Annotated in this window: 15 protein-coding genes; 6 read left to right on the forward strand and 9 right to left on the reverse strand. The window is 34.9% G+C overall.

Annotated features, from left to right (window positions below):
* Positions 1-41: 41 nt before the first annotated feature.
* The 5 genes from VGE71_RS07660 to VGE71_RS07680 all read left to right on the forward strand — a co-directional run bounded on the left by VGE71_RS07660 (position 42) and on the right by VGE71_RS07680 (position 8,041).
* Positions 42-524 carry a DUF2271 domain-containing protein gene (locus VGE71_RS07660; RefSeq protein ID WP_144219615.1) on the forward strand — a complete coding sequence of 161 codons (483 nt, stop codon included), beginning with the start codon at positions 42-44 and terminating at the stop codon, positions 522-524.
* 138 nt (positions 525-662) lie between these two features.
* The gene (locus VGE71_RS07665) at positions 663-2,846 is read left to right on the forward strand and encodes a PepSY domain-containing protein (protein ID WP_331137800.1); all 2,184 of its coding nucleotides are present in this window, start codon (positions 663-665) and stop codon (positions 2,844-2,846) included.
* 7 nt (positions 2,847-2,853) lie between these two features.
* Complete coding sequence (locus VGE71_RS07670; RefSeq protein WP_331137801.1) at positions 2,854-3,849, forward strand: FAD:protein FMN transferase; 996 nt, start codon at positions 2,854-2,856, stop codon at positions 3,847-3,849.
* Between the two features lie 426 nt (positions 3,850-4,275).
* Positions 4,276-6,672, forward strand: coding sequence for a TonB-dependent receptor (locus VGE71_RS07675; RefSeq protein ID WP_331137802.1), 2,397 nt, complete (start codon positions 4,276-4,278; stop codon positions 6,670-6,672).
* 37 nt (positions 6,673-6,709) lie between these two features.
* On the forward strand, positions 6,710-8,041 hold the full coding sequence (locus VGE71_RS07680; protein ID WP_144219611.1) for a hypothetical protein: 1,332 nt from the start codon (positions 6,710-6,712) through the stop codon (positions 8,039-8,041).
* 101 nt (positions 8,042-8,142) lie between these two features.
* Here VGE71_RS07680 and VGE71_RS07685 read toward each other — a convergent pair whose 3' ends face one another.
* Complete coding sequence (locus tag VGE71_RS07685; RefSeq protein WP_331137803.1) at positions 8,143-9,018, reverse strand: NAD(P)H-binding protein; 876 nt, start codon at positions 9,016-9,018, stop codon at positions 8,143-8,145.
* Between the two features lie 81 nt (positions 9,019-9,099).
* Here VGE71_RS07685 and VGE71_RS07690 point away from each other — a divergent pair, with 81 nt between their 5' ends.
* Positions 9,100-9,465 carry a helix-turn-helix domain-containing protein gene (locus tag VGE71_RS07690; RefSeq protein ID WP_331137804.1) on the forward strand — a complete coding sequence of 122 codons (366 nt, stop codon included), beginning with the start codon at positions 9,100-9,102 and terminating at the stop codon, positions 9,463-9,465.
* Between the two features lie 66 nt (positions 9,466-9,531).
* On the opposite strand, the gene VGE71_RS07695 is transcribed toward VGE71_RS07690, so the two are convergent.
* The 8 genes from VGE71_RS07695 to VGE71_RS07730 all read right to left on the reverse strand — a co-directional run.
* Positions 9,532-10,497 carry a M20/M25/M40 family metallo-hydrolase gene (locus tag VGE71_RS07695; protein WP_331137805.1) on the reverse strand — a complete coding sequence of 322 codons (966 nt, stop codon included), beginning with the start codon at positions 10,495-10,497 and terminating at the stop codon, positions 9,532-9,534.
* 19 nt (positions 10,498-10,516) lie between these two features.
* Positions 10,517-11,569 (reverse strand): sialidase family protein, encoded by a 1,053-nt coding sequence (locus VGE71_RS07700; protein WP_331137806.1) that lies wholly within the window; start codon positions 11,567-11,569, stop codon positions 10,517-10,519.
* A 150-nt stretch (positions 11,570-11,719) separates the two neighbouring features.
* Positions 11,720-13,051 carry a sugar MFS transporter gene (locus tag VGE71_RS07705; RefSeq protein WP_331137807.1) on the reverse strand — a complete coding sequence of 444 codons (1,332 nt, stop codon included), beginning with the start codon at positions 13,049-13,051 and terminating at the stop codon, positions 11,720-11,722.
* Between the two features lie 169 nt (positions 13,052-13,220).
* A complete protein-coding gene (locus VGE71_RS07710) occupies positions 13,221-14,807 on the reverse strand; it encodes a SusD/RagB family nutrient-binding outer membrane lipoprotein (protein ID WP_331137808.1) in 1,587 nt (528 codons plus the stop codon).
* 16 nt (positions 14,808-14,823) lie between these two features.
* A complete protein-coding gene (locus VGE71_RS07715; RefSeq protein ID WP_331137809.1) occupies positions 14,824-17,910 on the reverse strand; it encodes a SusC/RagA family TonB-linked outer membrane protein in 3,087 nt (1,028 codons plus the stop codon).
* 262 nt (positions 17,911-18,172) lie between these two features.
* Complete coding sequence (locus VGE71_RS07720; RefSeq protein ID WP_331137810.1) at positions 18,173-20,833, reverse strand: glycoside hydrolase family 3 N-terminal domain-containing protein; 2,661 nt, start codon at positions 20,831-20,833, stop codon at positions 18,173-18,175.
* A 12-nt stretch (positions 20,834-20,845) separates the two neighbouring features.
* Entirely contained in the window at positions 20,846-23,089 is a 2,244-nt protein-coding gene (locus VGE71_RS07725) for a GH92 family glycosyl hydrolase (protein WP_331137812.1), read from the reverse strand.
* A gap of 10 nt (positions 23,090-23,099) precedes the next feature.
* Positions 23,100-24,303 (reverse strand): alpha-L-fucosidase (locus VGE71_RS07730; protein WP_331137811.1); only part of this gene is annotated, 1,204 nt, incomplete at its 5' end.

Here is a 24,303-nt window from a genome sequence, read left to right on the forward strand (position 1 = left end):
GTTTTTGGAATTTGAATTACCAATCCATATAAATAAATTTCATGAAATCAATATTCAAAATTGCTCTTACAAGTGCTTTTATCTTTTTATTTTCTCTTCAATCTAATGCGCAGGCAAGCAAATACAAATGCATGCTGCAAATGAACAATTATATGGGAGAAGGTGCCTACATTGTTGTTTCTTTAATCAATGCAAACGGTGAATACGAAAAAACACTTTATGTAATGGGCGATGACAAAAAATGGTACAAATCATTAAAAGAATGGAACAAATTCCACACTCAGAAAAATGATGATATCAGTGCCAAAACAGGTGCTTCTGTTACAGGCGGAGACCGCAGCGTTACTACTATAGAGATCGAAAACTCTAAAATTAATAAAGGATACAAATTACGTTTTGAAACAGCTGTTGAAGATCAGAAATACTATGTAAGTGATCTTGAAATTCCGCTTACAACAGAAGGTATGGCCGACAAAACAGAAGGAAAAGGCTATATCAAATACGTAAGATTAAACAAAATATAAAACTTTAGTATTTTACTTTTAACCTCTTGTTAAAGTATAAATTCTATTTTTATACTTTAAGCTAAAATCCAGGCTTTGTCAAAGTTTATAATTTTGACAAAGCTTTAAATATTTAATTACATTTCTAGAATACACGCAATGACTCTTTCTTTCTGGCGTTACGCACATTTGGCTTTAGCCTTATTTTCTTCTGTTTTTTTACTTTTGGCTTCGGTGACCGGTATTATTTTGGCGGTTGATGCAGTTCAGGAAAAAACGCTTCCTTATAAAGTCGAAAATTTTAATAAAATAACGCTTGGAGAAACACTTCCTGCTCTCAAAAAAGTGTATCCAGAAATTACCGAATTAAGTGTCGATTACAATCAGTTTGTAACGCTTCAGGCAATTGATGATGATGGAAATGATATTAATTCCTATATCGATCCAAAAACCGGAAAAGCTTTAGGAACTCCAGTTAAGAAAAGTGAATTTATAAAATGGATTACCAGTTTTCACCGTTCCTTGTTTCTACATGAAACTGGACGCTTTTTTGTTGGTGTCATTTCGTTTTGTTTATTGTTGATTTCGATTTCCGGATTTGTATTGGTATTAAAAAGACAGCGCGGCATTCGCAATTTCTTTTCAAAAATTATCAAAGAATATTTTGCACAATATTACCATGTCCTTTTAGGAAGACTGGCTTTAATTCCGATTTTTATTATTGCTCTTACAGGAACTTATTTGTCTCTTGAAAGGTTCCACTTTTTTATGGGTGAAGAAAAAACAAAACCTGTAAAAACAGAACTTTCCGAGAAAGACAAAACCAATTCGATCTTTAAAAGCACTTTATTGTCTGATGTAAAAAAGATAGAATTTCCTTTTACAGATGATCCAGAAGAATATTATATCATAGAACTAAAAGATCGTGAAATTGAAGTCAATCAGGTTACAGGTGCTATAATTTCTGAAAAAAAATCGCCAATAACCACTCAGTTTGCTGCTCTTAGCCTTGATCTTCATACCGGAAGAATTAACGGAATTTGGGCTGTAATTCTGGCTATTGCCTGTATCAATATACTTTTCTTTATTTACTCTGGTTTTGCGATTACACTAAAAAGAAGATCTAGTCGAATTAAAAATAAATTCAAGGCAGAAGAAAGTACTTTTATTCTTTTAGTAGGTTCTGAAAACGGAAGCTCTTTTAGGTTTGCAAATGCTATTTTGAAACAATTGATAAATCACGGACATAAAGCTTATATAACCGAACTTAATCGTTTTGCAGTTTATCCAAAAGCAGAACATATAATCGTTTTCTCTTCTACACATGGTCTAGGAGATGCACCTTCTAACGGTAATAAATTCAAAGCTTTATTAGAAAAACAAAATCAGGAACAAAAAATTAATTTTTCTGTAGTTGGTTTTGGTTCAAAATCATATCCAGATTTCTGTGGATTTGCCATTGAAATTGATAAACTTCTAGCCACTCAAAGCTGGGCAGAACGCTATTTAGACTTACAAACTGTTAATGATAAATCGGCAACCGAATTTGTGAACTGGATCAAACTATGGAGTGCAAAAACCGGAATTCCGTTGGCTACTACTCCATCGTTATACAATCATGTTCCAAAAGGATTGCAAAAATTAATGGTTTTAGACAAAACTCCAATTTCTGATACCGAACATACGTTCATATTAACATTACGTGCCCATTCAAGAGTCAAATTTGCTTCTGGCGATTTGCTGGCTATTTACCCTGCCAACGATTCGAGAGAACGTCTCTACTCCATCGGAAATCATTCAGGAAATATACAATTGGTTGTTAAATTGCATCCAAACGGATTAGGTTCAGGATATCTAAATAATTTAGAACTTGGAAATACCATAAAAGCTAAAATTCTAAAAAATCCGGCTTTCCATCTGCCAAAGAAAGCACAGGAAATAGCTTTAATTTCTAACGGAACCGGAATCGCTCCTTTCTTAGGAATGATTGAACAGAATAAATCTAAGAAAGAAATTCATTTGTACAGCGGTTTCAGAATGATTACACCGACACTTTTGGCTTATAAAAAATTCGCTGGAATAATGATTCAAAAAGAACATTTAGAACATTTTCATGTTGCATTATCCCGCGAAGCAGAACATATTTATGTTATGGATTTAATTAAAAATGATGCTTCTTTCTTTATTAATTTATTGAAAAATGGCGGTGTAATTATGATTTGCGGTTCATTGGCAATGCAAAAAGATGTGGAAGCTATTCTAAACGAATTATGTCTTACCAATGAAGCTCAAAGTCTTTTAGAATACAAGAATAACGGCCAGTTGCTAACAGATTGTTATTAATAAAATTATGTCAAAGAATATCTTTTCTCATTTCTTCTTATTGCTTTTTTCGTTAGTAGTTTCTTTTTCAGCATATTCGCAAGTTTTAAGGAAAAGAACAACTTTACTAATGGGAGGTCGTTTTGATATTAGTATTGTGGCTAAAGATTCTTTAACGGCCGAACAAAATATCGATGAAGTAATTGCAGAAATCACTCGAATTGAAAAACTAATTTCGGATTGGAAACCAGATTCACAAGTTTCTGCAGTAAATCAGAATGCTGGAATAAAACCAATAAAAGTAGATCGTGAAGTTTTTGAATTAGCACAAAGAGCCATAAAATTATCCGAAATTACAAATGGTGGATTCGACGTCAGTTTTGCAGCAATGGACAGAATCTGGAAGTTTGACGGATCGATGACCGAAATGCCTTCAGAAGAAGCCATAAAGAAATCGGTTGAAAAAGTCGGTTATAAAAATATCATTCTCGACAGTGTACAATCTACAATTTTCCTAAAATTAAAAGGAATGAAAATCGGATTTGGTGCTTTAGGAGAAGGTTATGCTACTGATAAATGTCGCTCCATGATGATTAAAAAAGGCATTCCGGCAGGAATAATCAACGGTTCTGGAGATATGAGCACTTGGGGGAAACAGCCTAATGGAAACGATTGGAAAATCGGAATTACAAATCCGTTTAAACCAGAAAAGATTTTAGCTGCAATTCCGTTAAAAGATGGCGCGATTACAACTTCTGGCAGTTACGAAAAGTTTGTTGTTTTTAACGGAAAACGCTATTCTCATATTATAAATCCAGCAACAGGTTATCCGGCAACAGATTTATGCAGTGTTACAGTTTTAGGACCAAACGCAGAAACCGCAAACGGGTTAAGCACTTCAATGATGGTTTTAGGACAAAAAGAAGGCTTACTATTGCTTCAAAAATTCCCAGAATATAGTTGTGTAATGATTACCGATAAAGGAAAAGTTATTAAGTCTAAGAATTTTGCTTATAAATTGTGAGTTGTTGGTGAGCTAGATATAAAGTAAATGTTTAATCTCGCAAAGTCGCTAAGACGCAAAGTTTTTATCTCAAAATAATCTTTAATCTACATTACATAGCCCAAGGTTGAAAGCTTGGGCTATGTTTAATATGCATTTTTTTTATCTAAAATGAATTGGCTCCTAGCTGGAGTAAGTTAATAAAAGCTGAGGGCTTTAGCCAAAATCTTAAGTTTGGCTAAAGCCCTTTCTTTATAACTACATTGAACCTCCAGCTAAAGCTGGAGGCAATTCAAGAGTTCTAATACTCAACTCATAACTCATAACTCATAATATTAAAATAACATTAGAACCTACAATGCAATTCTAATAATCTTCTAATTGCTTTATTTAGATTAAATTTAAATTATCATATAAGTTTGCACCACTTTTACACGCAGACTCAATATGAGAACAATTTTACTATTATTTTTATTTACCATTTCAGCCTGGTCACAAACTGGAAATCTAACAGGAAAAGTGACTTTTGGAACCGATGAATTGGCTTACGGTTCTTCAGTAATTATTAAAGGAACTCAGAAATATGCCATCGTTAATGATTTTGGCCGTTACGAGTTTAAAGGATTAAAATACGGCGAGTACGTTTTGGAAACTTCATCTATGGAAGGACAGACAAAAACGACGAAAATCACCATCAACAAACCAAATACAGAATTCAATATCTCTTTAGACCGAAATGGTCCAAAAGATTTACAAGAAGTTGTCATCAAAAAATCTTCTATTCGAAAAGAGATTATGGAAAAAGGTTTTGCTGTAAATGTCATTGAGACACAGGAAGCAGCAAAAAGAAATCTTCAAACCAACGATTTATTAGATCGTTCAGGAGGTGTAAGAATCAGACAAAATGGAGGTTTGGGTTCTGCTGTAACCTACAACATTAATGGAATGTCAGGAAATGCAATTCGTATTTTTATTGATGGAATTCCGATTCAGACTTACGGAGCATCCTTTAGCTTAAATAGTATTCCGCCAGCTTTAATTGAAAGAATTGAAGTTTATAAAGGTGTTGTTCCTGCTTATCTGGCAGACGATTCACTAGGAGGTGCTATTAATGTGATTCTTAAAAAAGGATCTAAAAACATGATTGCTGCTTCTGTCTCTTATGGTTCATTCAATACTATCCAATCGAATTTCAGTACGACTTATAGAGACAAATCTGGCTTTACTGTTAAAGCAAATGGATTTCAGAATTATTCTGATAATGATTACGAGGTTTGGGGAAGATTCGTTTACAATATCGCACCAAATGGACGTTACGAATATATCAGAGCAAAACGATTTGAAAGTATGTACCGTTCCTACGGAGGAAGACTTGAAGCAGGTTTTACAGATGTAAAATGGGCAGATAATTTCTCCATTAGTTATAATGGTTCGGAAGATTACAATCAGATTCAGCATGGACAATATATGACTAAACCTTACAAAGGACGTTTCAGTGAATCTGCTGCCAATGTTTTTAGTATCAATTACAACAAAAAAGATTTCTTAATTAAAAATCTTGACTTCTCGGTAATTTCTGTTTATAGTCACAGAAATGATGTAGTCAACGATACTGTAAAATGGAATTACAACTGGAACGGTGAAAAGGCAATTGGATTATATGGAGAGCCTATTATATCAGTATTTGGTGCTCAGCAGGGAGCTCCTACAATCAACCATCAAAAGCTAGATATTTTTAATACAAGAGCTGGTTTAACGTATAACATTTCTAAAAATCACAAGATTCTTGTTAATGGAATGTTTTATACTGTTGATCGAAATGATACAGATGTAATGCTACCTGAATTGATTCGTAATTTTTTAGCAACACGAGATTTAGATAAATCCGTTACCTCTTTCGCCTATGAAATGCAAGCTTTTCAATCTCGTCTAAAAGGTAACTTTTTTGTCAAAAATTATTATTTAAAAACAGAACAAGTTACTCCTACAATTTTAGTCAATCAAGATGGTCAGAGATCTGTGTTTATGGATACTGCCATTAGAAATACTAATTTCACAGGATATGGATTTGCATCTTCTTATGCTGTCGTTCCAAAGGCATTGTTAATGTTTTCTGCTGAAAAAGCAATTAGATTACCAAATGAAAATGAGATATTCGGACTTCCTGGTCAAAACGTATTAAGCAACCCTAATTTAGGTCCAGAACAAAGTGACAATTTTAATGCTGGTTTACGATTAGGACCTTATCTAATTCATAATCATAAATTTTCATTTTATGGGAATGCTTTCTGGCGAAATATCCAAGATAAAATTGTTCAGCAAATAAGTAATCGAGTTAATGAAGCTGTCCAGGCTACACCTTTCGTCAATTTAGGAAAAACACAATCTGTTGGTTTTGAAACATCTATTCAATACTCCTTCAAAGAAAGATTATTTGCAGGGATAAACCTTTCTAAATTCAATTCTCTTTATAAAGACAGATATGATGCTAATGGAAATACCATTGTACATTATAATAAGCAACTACCAAACGAACCTTATTTTACTATTAATGGAAATCTTCAGTACAACTTTAAAAATGTAATTCAGAATAAATCAGAATTAAACCTGTATTACTACTGTGGTTATGTCGATCCATTTTATACTTCGTGGCTAGAAATTGATAGAACTACAGCTCAGTTTCCACAGGATTTAGGTTTAAGCTATGCATTCCCGAACAAACAATTTGTAGTGAGCTTTGATGCTAAAAATATTTTTGACGAACAGGTTTATGACAATTTCGCTGCTCAAAAACCAGGTAGAGCTTTTTACATCAAACTCAACTACGCGATCAGTAAATTTTAATCACATTATAAATAACTAATTTTTTAAATCCACAAATATGAAAAAGAACACTTTTAAAGTATTAACCTCTGGTTTATTACTAAGTGCGTTAACACTAACTACTTCTTGTAGCAGTGATGACAATAACCAGAATGCAGAACCAGTAAATCCGGTAACAGACGGAAGATGGATTACCGTAGCAGGAGCTTTGATGCAAACTGATCCAGGAGATGGAAATGGCGGAACTAGAGTTTATGCAATCAGCAAAGAAAATGCAATCGATCCTAACTTTTCTGTAGATGTTTACACAAACGGTACTGCGGTTCAATCTACAAGAACGGCACGTTTACAATCTTCTGTAGATGGAAACACTCTTTTCAACATCACTTATACAGGTGCTAATGGAGGTGAATTCATGACTTACAAAGTTAATGGTGGACGCAATTTTGCAGAATCTACAGCTAAAGTTAATATTTCTCAATACGCAGGAACATCTCCAAGATGGGTAAAACTTTTTGACGGAGACAAAACTGGTGTTGCTGTAAACGTAACTGCTCCAATCGTAAATACTAATGAAGATAAAACATTCAAGTATACTAGAGGAACCGCTACTGTATTGTCATTAGATTTACAACAAACTGTAATTTCTGCTTTCAAACAATATGAAATTCCATTGACTGCTGAAGAAGAAGCTCAAGGACACCATATTTTCCGTTTAGATGCTCCAACACTAAACAAAGCTGGGAACAAATTAATCATCGGTACATGGATGCGTAAAACAGATCCTGCAACAGGACAGAACGCAGCATCTTTTACACGTTTAGGATCTAAATCTGTTGTAGTTGATTATCCTGCCTTAACAAACCCTAAAGTAATTACTTCTACTGTTGGATTTGGTGATACAAGCGGATACAGAAGTTTTAACAGCTTTGTGGCAACAGACGGAAACATTTACCAAGCTACGCAAAGAGATGCTCAAAAAGGTTCTTATATTTTGAAAATCAATCAAAGTAACGAATATGATAATTCTTATGTATTCAGTTTAGATACTGCTTTAGGAATTAAAGGAAGTTATATCGATGCTTGGAGATATGTTGGAAATGGAATTGCTTATGCAGTTTACACTTTTGAAGGAACAGAACAAGGATTCTTAGCAAGACTTGATTTAAACACAAGAACAGCTACAAAAGTAGAAGATATTGCTTATGATGCTAGTTTAGATTTTGGTCAATATCAAGGTTTTGTTGTAGATGGAAACAACTTCTATATTGCTGTTACACCAGTTGGAAAAGACGGTAACATTTATGTGATCGATATTCCTACAGGAAAAGTTACTAAAGGTGCAAAATTGGTTAACAAACCAGGAAACCACTACATTGGGGTATTCTAAAAAATACAGCTGAAAAGCAGCTTTAAAGATTCATTCAACTTGAGTTTTTTTTAATTGGACATTCCGCTTCTATTTATAGTAAGCGGAATGTTTTTTTATAATTAGAATTTTGAAGCAAATTCTTTGGCAAAATCTTCCAATTTGATTTTTCCGGTTACGGTTCCATCATTGTTTAAGAAATCTGCTGCAATCGTTTCGTTTCTTAATCCTGATCCCATTTCGGTATATAAACCAGCCATTTCTTCTGGAACTCCAGCTTGAGTCATTCCGCCTAAATATTGTTCGTCTGTAAACTCAATCCAAGGTAATTCTGGTTTTTCAATAGCAGCACCAAATGTTTTTACGATTTCTGCAGGCGTTTTAACATCACTAATAATATAACGGATATTTTTACCTTCCTGTGTTTTCTGCAATTCCTCTGCCGCAGCATTTGCGATATCTTCAGGATGCACTAACGGAATACGATTTGATGCTGGAAAATTAGCTCCCATTATCCCCGCCCCTTTTATCATCGGAATATCATTGAAGAAATTAATGTAGAAATATCCCGCTCTCAAAAACGTAATAGAAGTGTCTAATTTGTCATAAATCTTTTCAATGTTGTACAAACCTGCAATTGGTCCATTTCCTGTTGGTAAATCGGCTCCAATACTACTTAGCATTACGACTCTTTTAATATTGGCTGTTTGGATAGCTTTCGCGAAAGCGGCACCGGCATCTGTAGTGTTTTTAATAATGTTTACTCCACCCATATTTGGCGGTGTCATAGCGAAAAGAGCATCTGCACCTGCAATAGTTTCTGCAAGAAAATCAGCATCGCTAACTGATCCTACTGCGGCTTTTGCACCTAAATTTTCGATAGCGTCTTTACGATCTGCATTGCTGCTGATTACTGTTACATCGTGTCCTGATTGTACCAATTGAGCCGTTAAGGGCTTTCCTATATTTCCTAATGAACCTGAAATTATAATTTTCATCTTTAAATGTTTTTTTATTTAACATTACAAAGGTATCTTTGTACTTACTTTTATACAAGTACTTACCCTAAAGTATGTATCATGACAGCAATTAAAGAATCGTCTACCATTCAGGAAAACAAGCAGTATGCTTTAGAAAAATGTCCCGTTACTTTTGTGATGGAGAAAATTGGAGGTTACTGGAAACCTATTATTCTATATCATTTATCGACTGGAGATAAACGTTACAGCGAATTGAAGAGAGCTATTCCGGCCGTAACAGAAAAGATGCTGATTCAGCATTTGAAACAATTAGAAGCGGATGGTTTAGTCATTCGCGAAGCAAAACCTGTTGTACCTCCTTTTGTAACTTATAAACTTAGTAGTGCGGGAAATGGTTTGTTACCCGTAATTGATGCCATGGCAGCATGGGCTTTTAAAGTAAAAGACGGCGTCTATAACGTTTAATAGACACCGCCTTTTTTCAAATAACAAAACTAACTTAACTTATTTTGAAATGAAATTTACTCCATTTTAATTTTGTTTTATAAAGAGTAAATTCTCATTGTAATTGGCTATTTCTGTAAGGGCATTGTAAATGTATTTTGCTACCAAAGCGCCTCCTTCAAAATTGATTAGATCAATATCGTCGTCGGGAGTATGATACTGAGGATGTCCACCCGTGTGAAATCCTACTGCGGAAATCGATTCTTTATAAAAAGAAACATGATCTGAACCACCAACATCCCCCGCATGAACAACAGGATTTAAACCTGAATTTTCTCCTAGTTTTTTCATCAATTCTACTCCGCCAGGAAAAGTTCCTGCGCCTCCTATATACAATTCTTTCTTTTCGTTTAGTCTTCCAACCATATCCATATTCAGCATTACTTTTACAGCTTCTTTTGGAACCGGAAGATGATTTACAAAATATTTAGAACCTAATAATCCTTCTTCTTCTCCACTAAATGAAATAAAAATGATACTTCTTTTAGGTTTTACTTTTTGCTTTGAAATTTCTTCTAAAATGCAAAGCAAAGCCGAAACCCCAGAAGCATTATCGTCTGCACCATTATGAATCGCAAAAGCTTCTTTCTTTTTACTTCCAGAACCTTGTCCGCCCCAGCCCCAATGATCGTAATGTGCTCCGATTACAATGAACTCGTTCTTCAAATTTGGATCTGAACCCTCCATATATCCTAAGACATTCTGAGTCGCAACAGTATCCGATTTCATTTTATTAATTCCTTCTTTTACAAAAAGTTGGAAAGGCTGATAATAAGAATCCTTAAATTCTTTTAAACCATATTTTTTGAAGTACTTCTGAATGTATGCAGCTGCTTTATTATTTCCCTTCGTTCCTGGAAAACGACCTTCTAATTGATCTGATGACAAATATTTATCGTGTTTATAAAAGGTTTTAGACATCACACTATTTTGGGCATTCAATGGAACCCTCAAAAATAAGATGCAGACAAAAAGATATATTAGAGCTTTCATATTTTATTTTTATAACACATTATAGACTCAGATCAAAAGACGTATGTTTAATATATTTACGATCGTAAGTATATAAAACGTGTACTTTTTTATCTGTAGTTTGAATGATGGCAGGATAACTAAATTCTCCTTTTTCCTGTTTTTCTAAATCAAATAATTTAGACCATTTTAAACCATCTTTAGAATATTCAACATCCAGAATATTACGTCCGTTAAACCAGTCTTTCCCCATAGGAAGTGGATTGTTAACCAACAAGAAAAAGTTTTTGTTTACCGTTAACGCATCAATTCCTGAATTAGAATTAATCACATTGATTGTATTGGTTCTGATCCAGCTTTTTCCGTTATCTCCAGACCAACTAGAAACTACTTTATTGTGTTTGCTACGAGATAACATCTGAACATCACTTCCTCCATGAATTAAAAATGTCGGCTGAATTACATCAAAATTCTGTTTGTTTTCTACCGCTATTTTCTTCCATGAATCTGTTGCTTCTGTATATTCTTCTACGTGTACTCGCCATTCGTCTGTGTTGACGCTTTCTGTACTGCTTCCGCATAAAATTACTCCAGGAGTCGTTTCAATTGGTTTGTTACGAATTGGTCCGTAAATTCCGTCTGGAAGATATTTTGGTTCTCCCCAAGTTGTTCCGTTGTCTTTTGAAACTATCATGGCACCAAACCATTCTCTTGGATTCTTCCCTACTTTATAAAACAAATACAAGTTTTGACTTTTACTTTTAAAAAGCACCGGATTCCAACACGGAAGTGTATCTCCATTTTTAATTAAAGGTTGAATCAATTCTTTTGGCGTTGACCATTTTTTATCTTTATAATCCGAAATATAAATTCCGACATCTTTCGCTCCTTCATACTTACCTCCAAACCAAGCCGCTAAAATCTCGTTTGGCTTATGTTCTACCAAAGTAGATGCGTGACTGTTTGTTGTAACCGGAGGATCTGCAATATAACTGCTCTCAATATTAACAGCTTTCGTTTGTGCTATTATTCCGTTAGAGAAAAGAAAAACCGTTACTAATGCTGTTATCGTATATTTTATTTTTGTAATCATTTTTATTCTTTTTTTGTTTTTTTATTAGAGGAAAGAAAAATAGAAAATAGAGAATAGAAAAAAACTAAATCCTTAATTTCTAAACATATAAATTAAGAAGCTTTAAAGATAAAACTCTATCCTCTATCCTCCATTTTCTATTTTCATTCTCTAATTCTTCTTCAATCCTACTTTATGTCCTGCAATTGCGTAATACAAAATGAACACATAACACGGAAGCAAAATCCAATATCCTTTAGTCGAAGCAAAAGCTGTTGCATTTACTTCATTAATTCCCTGAGCAATAAGATCTGCTTTTGTACCGTCTACAAATTTTCCGTATAATGGCGGAATCACTGCTCCTCCTGAAATTGCCATTACCAATAATGCTGCACCTGTTTTGGTAAATTTCCCCAAACCGTTAAGCGTAAGAGGCCAAACAGCAGGCCAAACCAAAGCGTTTGCAATCCCTAATCCGGCAACGAACAAAACAGAGGTAAATCCGGTAGAAAATACAATACAAAATGATAGCAAAATTCCTAAAACCGCACTTACTTTTAAAGCTAATGCCTGTGTAATATATTTCGGAATTAAAAAAGCTCCCAAAGCGTAAGTCGCTACCATGGCTAATAAAGTAAATGTGGTAAAAAATTTAGCATCGGCAGCAGGAAATCCTAAAGCGATTCCGTAGGCGATAATGGTATCACCCGCAATTACTTCAACTCCCACGTACATAAACAACGTTAATACACCAAGCCAAAGATGTGGAAACTGAAAAATACTCGTTTTGGCTGTTTTACCTTCTTCTGCTTCTTCAATCGGAGCAGCTTCAACATTGGGAAGCGGTGCTTTAAGAATCAAAACTCCTAAAATGAACAACACAACCGCCATTGAAATATAAGGAACGACCACACTGTCAGCCATATTATCTAATAAAGTATTCTTTTCTGAAGTACTAACCAGACTTAATTTTTCCTGAATTTCATCAATCCCAGACAATAAGATAGAACCAAAAATAAGTGATCCTAATGCACCAGCAATTTTATTACAAATTCCCATAATAGAAATTCGTTTTGCAGCACTTTCGATAGGACCTAAAATAGTAATATACGGATTTGATGCAGTCTGTAATAAAGTCATTCCTGCACCCTGAATAAAAATACCGCTAAGAAACATCCAATACGTTCTGGCTTCGGCAGCTGGAATAAAAATCAAAGCTCCAAATCCCATAATAAATAATCCTAAAGACATTCCTTTTTTATATCCGATTTTAGCCAATATATAAGAAGCAGGAAGTGCCATGACCACGAATGAAATATAAGAGGCTGAAGCGACCAATAATGATTGTGCAGAAGTTAATTCATTTATAGTTTTCATAAACGGAATCAATGCGCCATTGATCCAGGTAACAAAACCAAAAATAAAGAACAGGCTTGCTATAATTAATATCGGAATTAAGGTTGGTTTGGTTTGTGAGGAGTTAGTGGTATTTGTGTTAACCATTTTATTTTGTGTTTTTGTGGTTTGATGATTTACGAATTGGAGTCAAATCATCAGTAGTTAATAGAACTTTGGATGTCAAATTACTGACATACCTATAAAACAAAAGGAGAGTTACCTCTCCTTTTGCGTTTTAAGTAAGGACTGTGTCGATCTTTACTCACCAAATTAATTATTTTGTGTCCCACCAAAGTCTAGTTCCACCTGAATCAGCACCGCCTAATTTTACGACACCATCTTCAACAGCAGCTCTGTTTGCTGAATACTCGTTTGTAGTATAAATGATTCTCTTCATTAGAGATTTACCAACACCAGCATCTGGATTATCAGTATTTAAAACTGGATAGATTACTTTAGCATCACTTCTACGTAAATCTGCCCAAGCTTCCCAAGATTCTGGGAAAATTGCTAAGTATTTTTGAACCGCAATCTGTGTACGTTGGTTAGCAACTGAAGCAGACCATGCTACTGGCAATTTAACTGGAATATCCTGTAAATCTAAAGTTGGATATACTGTTAAGATGTTTGGTAATGTTGGCAATGTAGAACCGTTGATGTAAGCATTAACAGCAGTTGCATCTGTGATTCCCCATTGTGCAAGAGATAATCTAATACCTGTCTCATACAACGTTTTTGCGTCACCGCCCATGTTCCATCCATTTAAAGCTCCTTCTGCTCTAGTTAAATAGTTTTCAGAAGCCATAAAGATTTCGATGTTTTTAGTTTCGCTAAGAGTGTTATTAGCACCATTACCCATCACATCATTATTGAATTTTGAAAATTCAGTAGTTCCAAATTGATCCTCTAAACCTCCAACTGGGTTACCTCTATAAACTCCTGTAGCGATTGGGGCAAACCATTTTGCTAAACGTGGATCTTGGTATCCAACTAAGATACTTTCCATAGAAGCTGTCATTACATAACCCCAGCTGTTTACAATCATGTTTAAATTGTTTGGCGTAATGTTACTAGCTTTAAAGAATGCACTTTGATCGTTTGTTTGCATTACTCCTGCAGCTACAGCAGCTTCAGCCTGAGTTTTTGCATTTCCTGGGTCTTTATCAGAAATTCTCATCGCTAAACGTAATCTCAAACTATTTCCAAAAATTCTCCATTTGTCAACACTTCCAGCATACACTCTGTCATTTGGAGCAAGAGATCCTACTGTTGCAGATGAAGAAGAAGTCAATACTCCGTTTGCTTCATCTAATAATTTAAAGAAATCTGTATAAATAGATTCAACGCTATCGTAAGCTACTTTGTCTTTTCCATTTCCAGCTTCAGTATACGGAATTGGTCCGTAAGCATCCACCATTTGGTTGTACATAAAAACTTTCCAGATTTTAAGTACTGCAAGTGCTTCAGCATTTCCTTCAGATGCTTTTACAGCATTGTTTAATGCAGGAACTGCTACTGTGTAAAATCTTGTCCATCCTCTTCCTTCATATCCGTTTACGAAAGCATTTCTTTCCGTTCCGTATCCGCAATTTAAGTAATGAATGAAAGTTGAAGACAAAATACCTGTTGCAATACCCCAAGTTCCTTGATCATCTACACCTGGAGAAGAGTAAGATCCATTGTGAATACCAGCATACAAAGCAGATGCAAATGCAGGACCTGCTAATGTAGCATCTAACTGATCTTCAGTCAATGAATTAGGATCTTTGTTTATCTCATCAAAGTCGCCAGTACAACTTGATAAAATTGAAACTGCCATTAAAGCAACTCCTAATGTTTTTATTTTAAAACTATATTTCATGATGTCTCTTTTTTAATTAAAATCCAAATTTAACATTTACTCCATAATCTCTTGTTGAAGGAATGTTGAAAGATTCTATCCCCTGTAAGTTACCTGTACCTGCTCCTGCTTCTGGATCAAAGTGTTCTGCTTTGTTTACGAAGAAGAATAAATTTCTTCCAACTAAAGAGAAGTCAATACTTGAGAATCCAGAATTACCTAACATACGTTTTGGCAATGAATAACCAAAAACAAGCTCTCTTAATCTGATGTTAGTAGCATCGTAGATAAATGGTTCTGCAACAGGAGTTCTACTTCCGATAGCTGTCCAGTATTGTTCAGCATTAATACTAGTTGTATTTGGAGTATAAGTACCATTTCCATTATCAACCACACCATCCACAATAATTCCACCATTTCTTCCTGCTAAAGTAATATCACTTACCCCTAAACCAGCTTGTCTAGCCTGAGTATATGAAATAACTTCACCACCGATTCTGAAATCAACCAAGAAGCTTAAAGAGAAATCTTTGTATTTAAAGTTGTTTTTTAAACCACCAGTCCAATCTGGATTAAAGTTACCAGCACGAACATCAAAACCGTTTGTTGCTAAAGGAAGACCTGCACTGTTTACAATTATTTGTCCAGCATCATTTCTTTGGAAACCTTTGATGTATAAATCACCATATTCTCCACCAACAACAACTTTACTTCTTACCAAACGTCCTTCACCAAGAACTAACTCATCTCTTCCTTCGTAAATAGATTTTACTTTTGATTTATATGAAGCATAGTTTGCTGTAACATCCCAAGTAAAGTTTTCTGTTTGAATTGGAGTTGCTGTAAGCGTTAACTCGATACCTTTATTTTCGATATCTCCACCATTTACAATAGCTCTAGAAAATCCAGAAGATTCAGGTGTATTAACGTAGAAAATTTGATTGTTTGTTAATGTATTGAAATAAGTGAAATCTAAACCTAAACGGTTGTTGAAAAATCTAACATCAGCACCAAATTCTGTAGAAGAAGAAATCTCAGGTTTTAAGTTTGGATTAGCTTGTGTACTTTGTCCGTATAACATACCACCATTTCCTCCAATATAAGATAATCTTGGTGATGTTTGGTAAGGATTGGTATCGTTACCTACTTGAGCATAAGAACCTCTAACCTTTGCAAAACTAATTACTTCTGGTAATGTAAACATATCAGAAAGAACAGCAGAAAGTCCAACAGATGGGTAGAAATAATCTTTTGGTAATGTAGAAGACCAGTCATTTCTAGCAGTAACATCTAAAAACAAATAGTTTCTGAATCCTAATTGACCAAACGCATAAGCTGAATTGATTCTCTTATTTGAAGCTGTAGAATTAGCTCCAATTGTCTGAACGTTTGCTAAAGCGAAAAAGTTTCTTTTACTTAAAACACCACCTGAGTTTAAAGCTGAACTATTTTGTTGTAAGGCATTTGCACCAGCATTAAGACTAACTGCAAAATCTCCAAATTTTTCATTGTAAGAAAGTAAAGCATCAACGTTTAATTCGCTTACTGTTTCATAAGACTCACTGTATGAACCCATGTTGCTATTGAAAGCTACAGTAGCATATCTATTTCTTACGTTTTTGTTTGTCATTTGGTCTAAACCAACTCTACCTTGTAAGCTTAACGTTTTTGTAAACTCATATTTAAGAGACGCTAAACCAATAAATCTGTTTCTTTTATCTGTACGAGCATCATCTCTTAAAGCAGACCAGAATGGGTTTCCACCAGGAGCTCCAGTTTCGTCAAGGAAGTAGTTTACTTGTCTTTGTCCTGCAGCATCAAAAAATTCGAAATCTTTGTAATCGTTATAAGCAATACTACGAGGCAATAAATAAGCAGATGTACCAATAGATTCTTCTCCAGTTCTCAACAAGTTATCAATGTCTTGAACAATGTAGTTTGTCTTCGCATCCAAACTTAACTTATCTGTAATTTTACTAGTAAATCTTACGTTAAGATTATGTCTGTCCATTTTGTTACCTCCCACAATACCTTCTGCACGTGTATTCGTATAAGAAAAGTATCCTTGTGCTTTCTCGTTACCTGCTGTTACAGTTAAAGTATTAGCTAAGTTGTAACCCGTTTTGTAAAAATCAATTACGTTGTTTGGTTGTGGAGAATAGCTTTGTGTAGCCGGTCCTGCATAATTTGGGTTACGAACTAACTGCCAAGCAGAAACCTGACGTCCGTCTAAAGGCGCTCCCCAGCTTGAACTAGAGTTAGAAACGTAATTTCCGTTTGTACCTTGTCCGTACTGGTTTTGTAAATTCATCAAGTTATAAGCTGAAGAAGCCATAAAGTTAGATGATAACGAAACTGAAGTTTTTCCAGCTTTACCAGATTTAGTAGTAATTACGATTACACCATTTGATGCTCTAGAACCATAAAGAGCTGCAGCAGATGGTCCTTTAAGAACAGTCATCGAAGCAATATCTTCTGGGTTAATGTTAGAGATACCATCAGGCTGTGTAGTTCCTCCTGTATCAATATCAGGGTTAGAATCTGTTGTTCCGTTACTAATTGGCACACCATCTACAACATAAAGAGGTTGGTTGTTACCGTTAAGAGATCTGTTACCTCTTAAAGTAATTCTAGAAGAAGAACCAACACCATTAGATGTAGTAGAGAAGTTAAGACCTGCAACTTTACCAGAAAGTGAGTTGGCAACGTTTAATGATCTTGCTTCTGAAATTTCGTCTACTGAAACGTTTTGTGCAGAATAAGTAATGGCTTTTTTCTCTCTCTTAATACCAAGAGCCGTTACCACTACTTCTCCTAATTGTTGTGTGTCTGCACCTAAAGACACATTAATAGTAGTTTGTGCTCCTACAGCAACTTCTTTTGTAGCAGACCCTACATAAGTAAATACTAAAACTGCTGATTGATTTGGAACACTAATGCTATATTTTCCATCAAAATCTGATGAAGCACTCGTTTTAGTTCCTTTAACAATAATATTTGCCCCAGGAATCGGAATTCCGCTAACAGCATCTGTTATCGTTCCTTTTACTGTAGTCTGCGCTTCTAGGCTTTGGAACCCGAAAAGGCAAATGACCAACAGTAATTTTAGTACGTTTTTAATCATATTAGTTGTTTTTTTAGAGTTAATAACATGTTAAATTTAAGAATACGTTTTGTTAACAATACATTATTTCGACAAATGACATTTTTTTAAAGGTGTTGGTAAAAGTTTGCCCGAAAATTGAAAGAAAACGTTTTCATTTGTAATCCAACTCTGCCTTATTTTAAAGGCCAAAATCTATTAATCTAATAGATTTTGGCCTTTTTTAATTATATTCACTTTTTTAACTAAAAATCATTTAAAATTCTTCTGCATTTAACAGTTTTTAGTTCGAAACCTTGAATGAAGTTTTTAGCACATCTGTCGAGTTACCACCTACCATAACTTCGAAGTCTCCAGGCTCTACAACAAACTTCATTTGTCTGTTATACAGGCCTAATTCGTCCTTTGTAAGTGTAAATTCAACAGTTGTAGTTTCTCCTTTTTTAATGTTTAATCGTTTGAAACCTCTTAAAGTTTTTTCTGGAGTCGTTACAGAACTGTAAACATCATTTACATATAATTGTACTACTTCATCTCCGTCCAAATTTCCTGTGTTTTTAACATCCACAGAAACTTTTACTTCTCCGTTTGGCTTAATTTCGTTTGCACTGATTTTTAAATTTGAATATTCAAACTTCGTATAACTTAATCCGTAACCGAATGTATATAAAGGATGCTCACTTTCTGCTACATATTTATGAATCGCAGATGGTTTTTGGTTATAATATATAGGTAATTGCCCAACTGATTTTGGAACTGTAATTGGCAATCTTCCTCCTGGATTATAATCTCCAAATAAAACATCAGCTACAGCTCTTCCTCCAAATTCTCCTGGGAACCATCCTTCTAAAACTGCTGGAATATTTTCAGCAATCCAGTTTGTAGAAAGCGGGCGACCATTTAACAACACACAAACTACAGGAGTTCCTGTTTTCTGAATCGCTTCAATCAATTCTTGCTGCATTCCGTGTAAATTCAAATCAGCAACATCTCTGTTTTCTTCAACCAATTCGTTTGATTCCCCTAAAACTACAATCGCTACATCTGCTTTTTTAGCTGCATCGATTGCTGGTTGCATATCTACTTTCTCTAAGTTCCAACGTAAGTGAGCTCTCGCTCCCCAGCCTCCTTCCCACATTTCAATGCGGACTTTGTATTTTTTACCAGCTTCGATATTTTTTGGAGTTGTAACAATGCTTGTAGCACCTTTTGTCCAGTTGTCAATAACCAATTGATCATCAACCCACATTCTGATTCCGTCATCAGAACTTAAACCTAACCAACCATCAAAAGATTTGTCTGATTGAATATAACCTGTCCAACGAATAGAAAAATCATCCACATTAACTCCGTCTCCTGGAGCCCAAGGCCAGTCAAATTCTAATTGACTGTCAATACGAGTTAAAGCTGGAGTTCCTTCTAAATTTCTGTTATTGAAATATTCCCCTTTTAATCCGTTTTGAGATCCGTCTGAAGTAAATAAATATTTAGATGGAATAGCCTGACCTTTTACAATCAAAGGCACACCTTCTTGGTAAACCACATTGGCTGTTTTTCCCATTACTTGTTGAACACCTTCAAAAACGGTTACTCCAACACTATTTTTTGGAGAATAACCTCCCAATCTTGAAGCATTTGCGTTTGGTCCGATAACCGCAATGTTTTTAAGATTTTTACTTAATGGTAAAATATTATTGTCATTTTTCAATAAAACCATCGATTTTTGAGCCGCTTCTAGAGCAACAGCTTGGTTTTCTTTGGTATGAAAACGTTCTTTAATCAAGTTTTTATCGGTGTATGGATTTTCAAATAATCCTAATAAGAATTTCAAACGTAAAACTGCACCCGCTGCACGGTCGATGTTTTCCATTGTCAATTTCTTTTCGTTTACCAATTCAATAATAGTGTTTTGCCAGAATTCGTTAGAAAAATCGTAAAACTGCATATCAACACCTGCAGAAACCGCTTCTCTAATACTTTCTTTTGGAGAATCAGAAACTTTATGAGTGGTTTGAATGTATTTAATCGCTCCTAAATCAGATACTACAAGTCCTTTAAAACCCCATTCGTTTCTTAAAACATCTGTTAATAACCAGTGGTTTGCCGCACAAGGAATTCCGTCTAATTCAGAATACGCACACATTGTTCCCAATGCACCACCTTTTGTAAAGGCTTTTTGGAAAGATGGCAAATGATCTTCTCTTGCAGAACGTTCTCCAACCAAAATTGGCGAAGAATTTCCTCCCGCTTGTGGAATACCGTGAACTGCAAAGTGTTTTGGTTCAGCAATAATAGAACGATCTGATTTTAAATCGTCTCCTTGTAATCCTTTAATGAATGCCAAGCCAATTTCACTGTTTAAGAACGCATCTTCTCCAAAAGTTTCAGCAACTCGTCCCCATCTTGGTTCGCGTCCTAAATCCAAATTTGGTCCAAAACCAAAATGAACTCCATGAGCTCTAGCTTCCATACCGATTACTTTACCCACTTTATCTAAAACAGAAGTATCCCAAGTTGCTCCAAGTCCGATGTTCATTGGAAAAGTAGTACTTCCTTCGTCTAAATATCCGTGAAGCATTTCACACATAATCAAAGCTGGAATTCCCCAACGATTTCCTTTGATTACGTTGGTTTGCAAATCATTGATCATTTTCGCTGAACGCGGATACAAATCATGAATTGCACCAATTCCTAATTTACCTATTTTTTCAGCCGATTTACCTTTAGCAAAATCTTCTTTTTCTTTAAAAAAATCTCCTCTATACATATCCATCTGACGCACTTTTTCTTCAAGTGTCATATGGCTTAACAAGTCTTTTACTCTGTCTTCAACAGGCGCTTTCGCATCTTGATACAGATACTTTTTCTGGGCGTGGGTCTGGTTAAAAAAACCAACAGCCATTACAAAAATAATGGCCGTTTTTCTCATTCTTAATTGTAACATAGTGTTGTGTGTTTAGTTTTGAATCACTTTAAGCTTTGTGCCATTCACAAAATCATCATGTGAAATAAAAAAGGTATTAAGTGATTTTCCGTTTAGCTCAATCGAATTGATTTTCCCATCATTATTGATTTGTCTTTCAATTACAATGCTTTCTTTTTTATAATATCTTGGATCTAATTTGATTGTCACTCTATGAAACATTGGCGCTGTAATCGTGTAAATTGGGTCTCCCGGAGAAATCGGGTAAATTCCCATCATCGAATATACTAACCAAGCAGACATTGTTCCGGTGTCATCATTTCCTGGCAATCCTTTTGGTTCATTTTTGAAATGTTCACGAACCAATCGTTTCACGTGTTCTTGTGCTTTATATTCTTCGCCTTTCACATAATTAAACAAATACGGATTTGCGATATCTGGTTCATTTGCCATATCAAATTGTTTGATATCAAAGATTTTCTGCAATTGAGCCGAAAAAGGTTTTTCACCGCCCATTAATTTCATTAATCCTTTAATGTCATGTGGAACCATAAAATTATACTGCCAAGCATTTCCTTCGATAAAGCCAACATTTTCTTCAAAATTAGCTCCTGAAGCAGGATCGAAAGGTTCGTACCAATCTCCGTTTGCAAGCCTTGGACGAAGTAAATTCAGATTCTTATCAAATAATTTTCTGTAGGATATAGAACGTTCTTTAAAACGTTTTACATTGTCTTTGTCTCCAAATTCGTTAGCCATAAGCGAAATAGCATAATCTGAAATATTGTATTCCTGAGTCGTCGAAACGGGACCTTTATCATCGGTTGTCAAATATCCTTTTTTGATATAATCTTTCAATCCTGGACGAAGCGGATTATTTTCAATATTATTGGCGCCTTTCAACATCGCATAGTACGCTTTATTAACATCATAATCACGAATTCCCCTCATGTAAGTATCTGTAATTACAATACTTGCAGGATCACCAACCATAGTAAAAGTTTCAGTCGAATTCAATTCCCATTTGGGTAACCAGCCGTTTTCATCAAACATATCCAACATACTTTTTACCATATCAGATTGCTGTTTTGGATAAACCAAAGACATTAACGGGTGTACATTTCTATACGTATCCCATAAAGAAAATACGGTATAACGTGTATCTTTGGTTTTAGCAATTTTACTTCTTTTGATTACTGGATACTCTCCGTTAATATCATTTAAAGTGTTGGGATGGATTAATGTATGATACAAAGCTGTATAGAAAATCGTATTGTCATCTTTTGAACCACCTTCAACCAAAATTTTAGATAATTCTTCGTTCCATTCGTTGTAGGTTTCTTTGTAAATTGCGTCAAAAGATCTGTTACCCACTTCTTTTGCTAAGTTTTCTCGGGCATTTTCGATACTTACGTACGAAATTCCGATCTTCACTTCAACCGTTTCTTGTTTATCGAATTTATACGTAAAATAACTTCCAATACTATCACCTACAACGGTCTTAATGGTATTATCCATCATTCTTGCTTTTCCGTTATAACCCATCCATTGCGCTTCAACGCCGTTGTATTTCGTAGGCTTTTTCCAAACACCGAATTTATCAGCTGGTTTAGAAAATTGAGCCACAAAATAAACTGGGTAAGCATCTTCTGGGCTGTTGTAACAAAACGAACCAACCGAACGCATTCCTTCAATTTCTGTCGAAGAAACCACTTTTACCATTGCTCCTTCTTCATTTGTTAAACCTAAACCAAGATTTAATAAAATATTAGACTGCCCTTTCGGGAAAGTGAATCTGCTAATTCCAACTCGTTTTGAAGTCGTGAATTCGCCTTTTACTTTGTATTTGTCGATGTTTACGCTGTAATAAGCCGCTTTTGCTACTTCATTAGAATAAGTCGAACCGTATTTTAAGTGATCGATTTCTACTGCGCCAGTTGTTGGCATCAATAAAATAACACCCAATTCTGGACAGCCAACACCACTCAAATTAACCTGAGAAAATCCAGTCAAAAAAGTATTTTCATTTACATACGGGTTAGAAAGCCACTGACTGTCTTTTTCCATCGGAGTATTTTTTACTCCAGCCACATTAAACGGACTAATACTTGCCATTCCGCGTGGTGCAATCGGACCTGGATAAGCCGCTCCATAATTAGAAGTTCCAATTAGCGGATTGACAAAGTCAACTGGCTCTTGAGCAAAAATAGTAATGCTAAAAAACAGCATGTATAAAATACATGCTGTCTTAAATTTATATTTAGTATTTAAAACCATAGGTTTCATCTTATCTGTTGATAGCGTCAATTTTTAAAGTCCAAGCTTCCTTTGCAGGAAGATTGTTTCTTAAACTTTCTGGAATAACTACTTTAAATCCGTTTCCTTCTTTTGTCCATTTTAAAGAAGTTTTAGAACCTAACATCGTAATTTTTGTTCCTTTTTTAGGGCTGATAGATTTTACTGTAACTTCAGCAGGAATTTTATCTTCTCCTTCTTTAGCTAAATAAAACGCGAATACATTTCCAGCTTTGTTTTGTGTAAAACAAATGTTTTCTTCTTTATAAGGTTCGATTGGTTTTGTGTTGTAAATCGCTGTGCTGTTTACTTTCATCCAATCTCCGTAAGCTTGTAATAAATCGTAAGCGCCTTTGTCCCATTCTCCTTCTGGACTCGGAGCAACGTTTAATAATAAGTTTCCTCCTTTTGCTACAATATCAATTAACATGTGAATCCCTTGTCTTCCAGTCATATATTCAGCACCCGGAGAATAAGACCATCCGCCTCCAGCTGGAATACAAGATTCCCAAGGATAAGGCAACGTTTTAGCAGGAACACGTCCTTCTGGTGTTAAGTAGTTTTGATTTTTACCGTGAACCGCTCTATCTACAACAATTAAACCTGGTTGTTTTGCACGAGCTTTTACAACCAATTCATCCATTTTCGGATCTTGATCTACTACTCTGTGTTTGATGAAACCATTTTTAGATTCGTTTTCTGTAAACTTCTCGTCGTAGTTTTCTTTGATGTTTACTTGGTCTCTTTTTCTAACCCATCCTCCATCTAACCATAAGATGTCTACTTTACCATAGTTCGTTAAGATTTCTAAAATTTGGTTGTGAGTGAAATCAACATATTTCTGCCATTTTTCTGGATATAAAGCAGGATCGTAGTTTACGTTTCTGTCGAATGGTGGAAAGTAAGGATCCCAGTAGTTTTCGTTATGCCAGTCTGGTTTAGAGAAATAAGCTCCAGTTGAAATTCCTTCTCCTCTAAAAGAGTTGAAAATCTCTTTTAAAACATCAGCTTTTGGATTTGTATGAAATGGAACATCTTTACTCGTGATTTTATAATCCGAATATTTAGTGTCGTACATATTAAATCCGTCATGGTGTTTTGTAGTGAAAACCATGTACTTCATTCCCGCATATTTAGCAGCTTTTGCCCATTTTGCAGGATCGAATTTCACAGGATTAAACGTTTTTCTTAATCCT

The sequence above is a fragment of the Flavobacterium sp. genome (assembly GCF_036405015.1).
Lineage (GTDB): Bacteria > Bacteroidota > Bacteroidia > Flavobacteriales > Flavobacteriaceae > Flavobacterium.

Bases quoted from the DNA above. Each gene is read 5' to 3' on its own strand.
- VGE71_RS07695 (WP_331137805.1), bottom strand. From the start codon at position 10,497: ATGAAAGCTCTAATATATCTTTTTGTCTGCATCTTATTTTTGAGGGTT.
- VGE71_RS07665 (WP_331137800.1), top strand. From the start codon at position 663: ATGACTCTTTCTTTCTGGCGTTACGCACATTTGGCTTTAGCCTTATTT.
- VGE71_RS07685 (WP_331137803.1), bottom strand. From the start codon at position 9,018: ATGAAAATTATAATTTCAGGTTCATTAGGAAATATAGGAAAGCCCTTA.
- VGE71_RS07725 (WP_331137812.1), bottom strand. From the start codon at position 23,089: ATGGTTTTAAATACTAAATATAAATTTAAGACAGCATGTATTTTATAC.
- VGE71_RS07690 (WP_331137804.1), top strand. From the start codon at position 9,100: ATGACAGCAATTAAAGAATCGTCTACCATTCAGGAAAACAAGCAGTAT.
- VGE71_RS07715 (WP_331137809.1), bottom strand. From the start codon at position 17,910: ATGATTAAAAACGTACTAAAATTACTGTTGGTCATTTGCCTTTTCGGG.
- VGE71_RS07700 (WP_331137806.1), bottom strand. From the start codon at position 11,569: ATGATTACAAAAATAAAATATACGATAACAGCATTAGTAACGGTTTTT.
- VGE71_RS07675 (WP_331137802.1), top strand. From the start codon at position 4,276: ATGAGAACAATTTTACTATTATTTTTATTTACCATTTCAGCCTGGTCA.
- VGE71_RS07670 (WP_331137801.1), top strand. From the start codon at position 2,854: ATGTCAAAGAATATCTTTTCTCATTTCTTCTTATTGCTTTTTTCGTTA.
- VGE71_RS07720 (WP_331137810.1), bottom strand. From the start codon at position 20,833: ATGTTACAATTAAGAATGAGAAAAACGGCCATTATTTTTGTAATGGCT.
- VGE71_RS07710 (WP_331137808.1), bottom strand. From the start codon at position 14,807: ATGAAATATAGTTTTAAAATAAAAACATTAGGAGTTGCTTTAATGGCA.
- VGE71_RS07680 (WP_144219611.1), top strand. From the start codon at position 6,710: ATGAAAAAGAACACTTTTAAAGTATTAACCTCTGGTTTATTACTAAGT.
- VGE71_RS07660 (WP_144219615.1), top strand. From the start codon at position 42: ATGAAATCAATATTCAAAATTGCTCTTACAAGTGCTTTTATCTTTTTA.
- VGE71_RS07705 (WP_331137807.1), bottom strand. From the start codon at position 13,051: ATGGTTAACACAAATACCACTAACTCCTCACAAACCAAACCAACCTTA.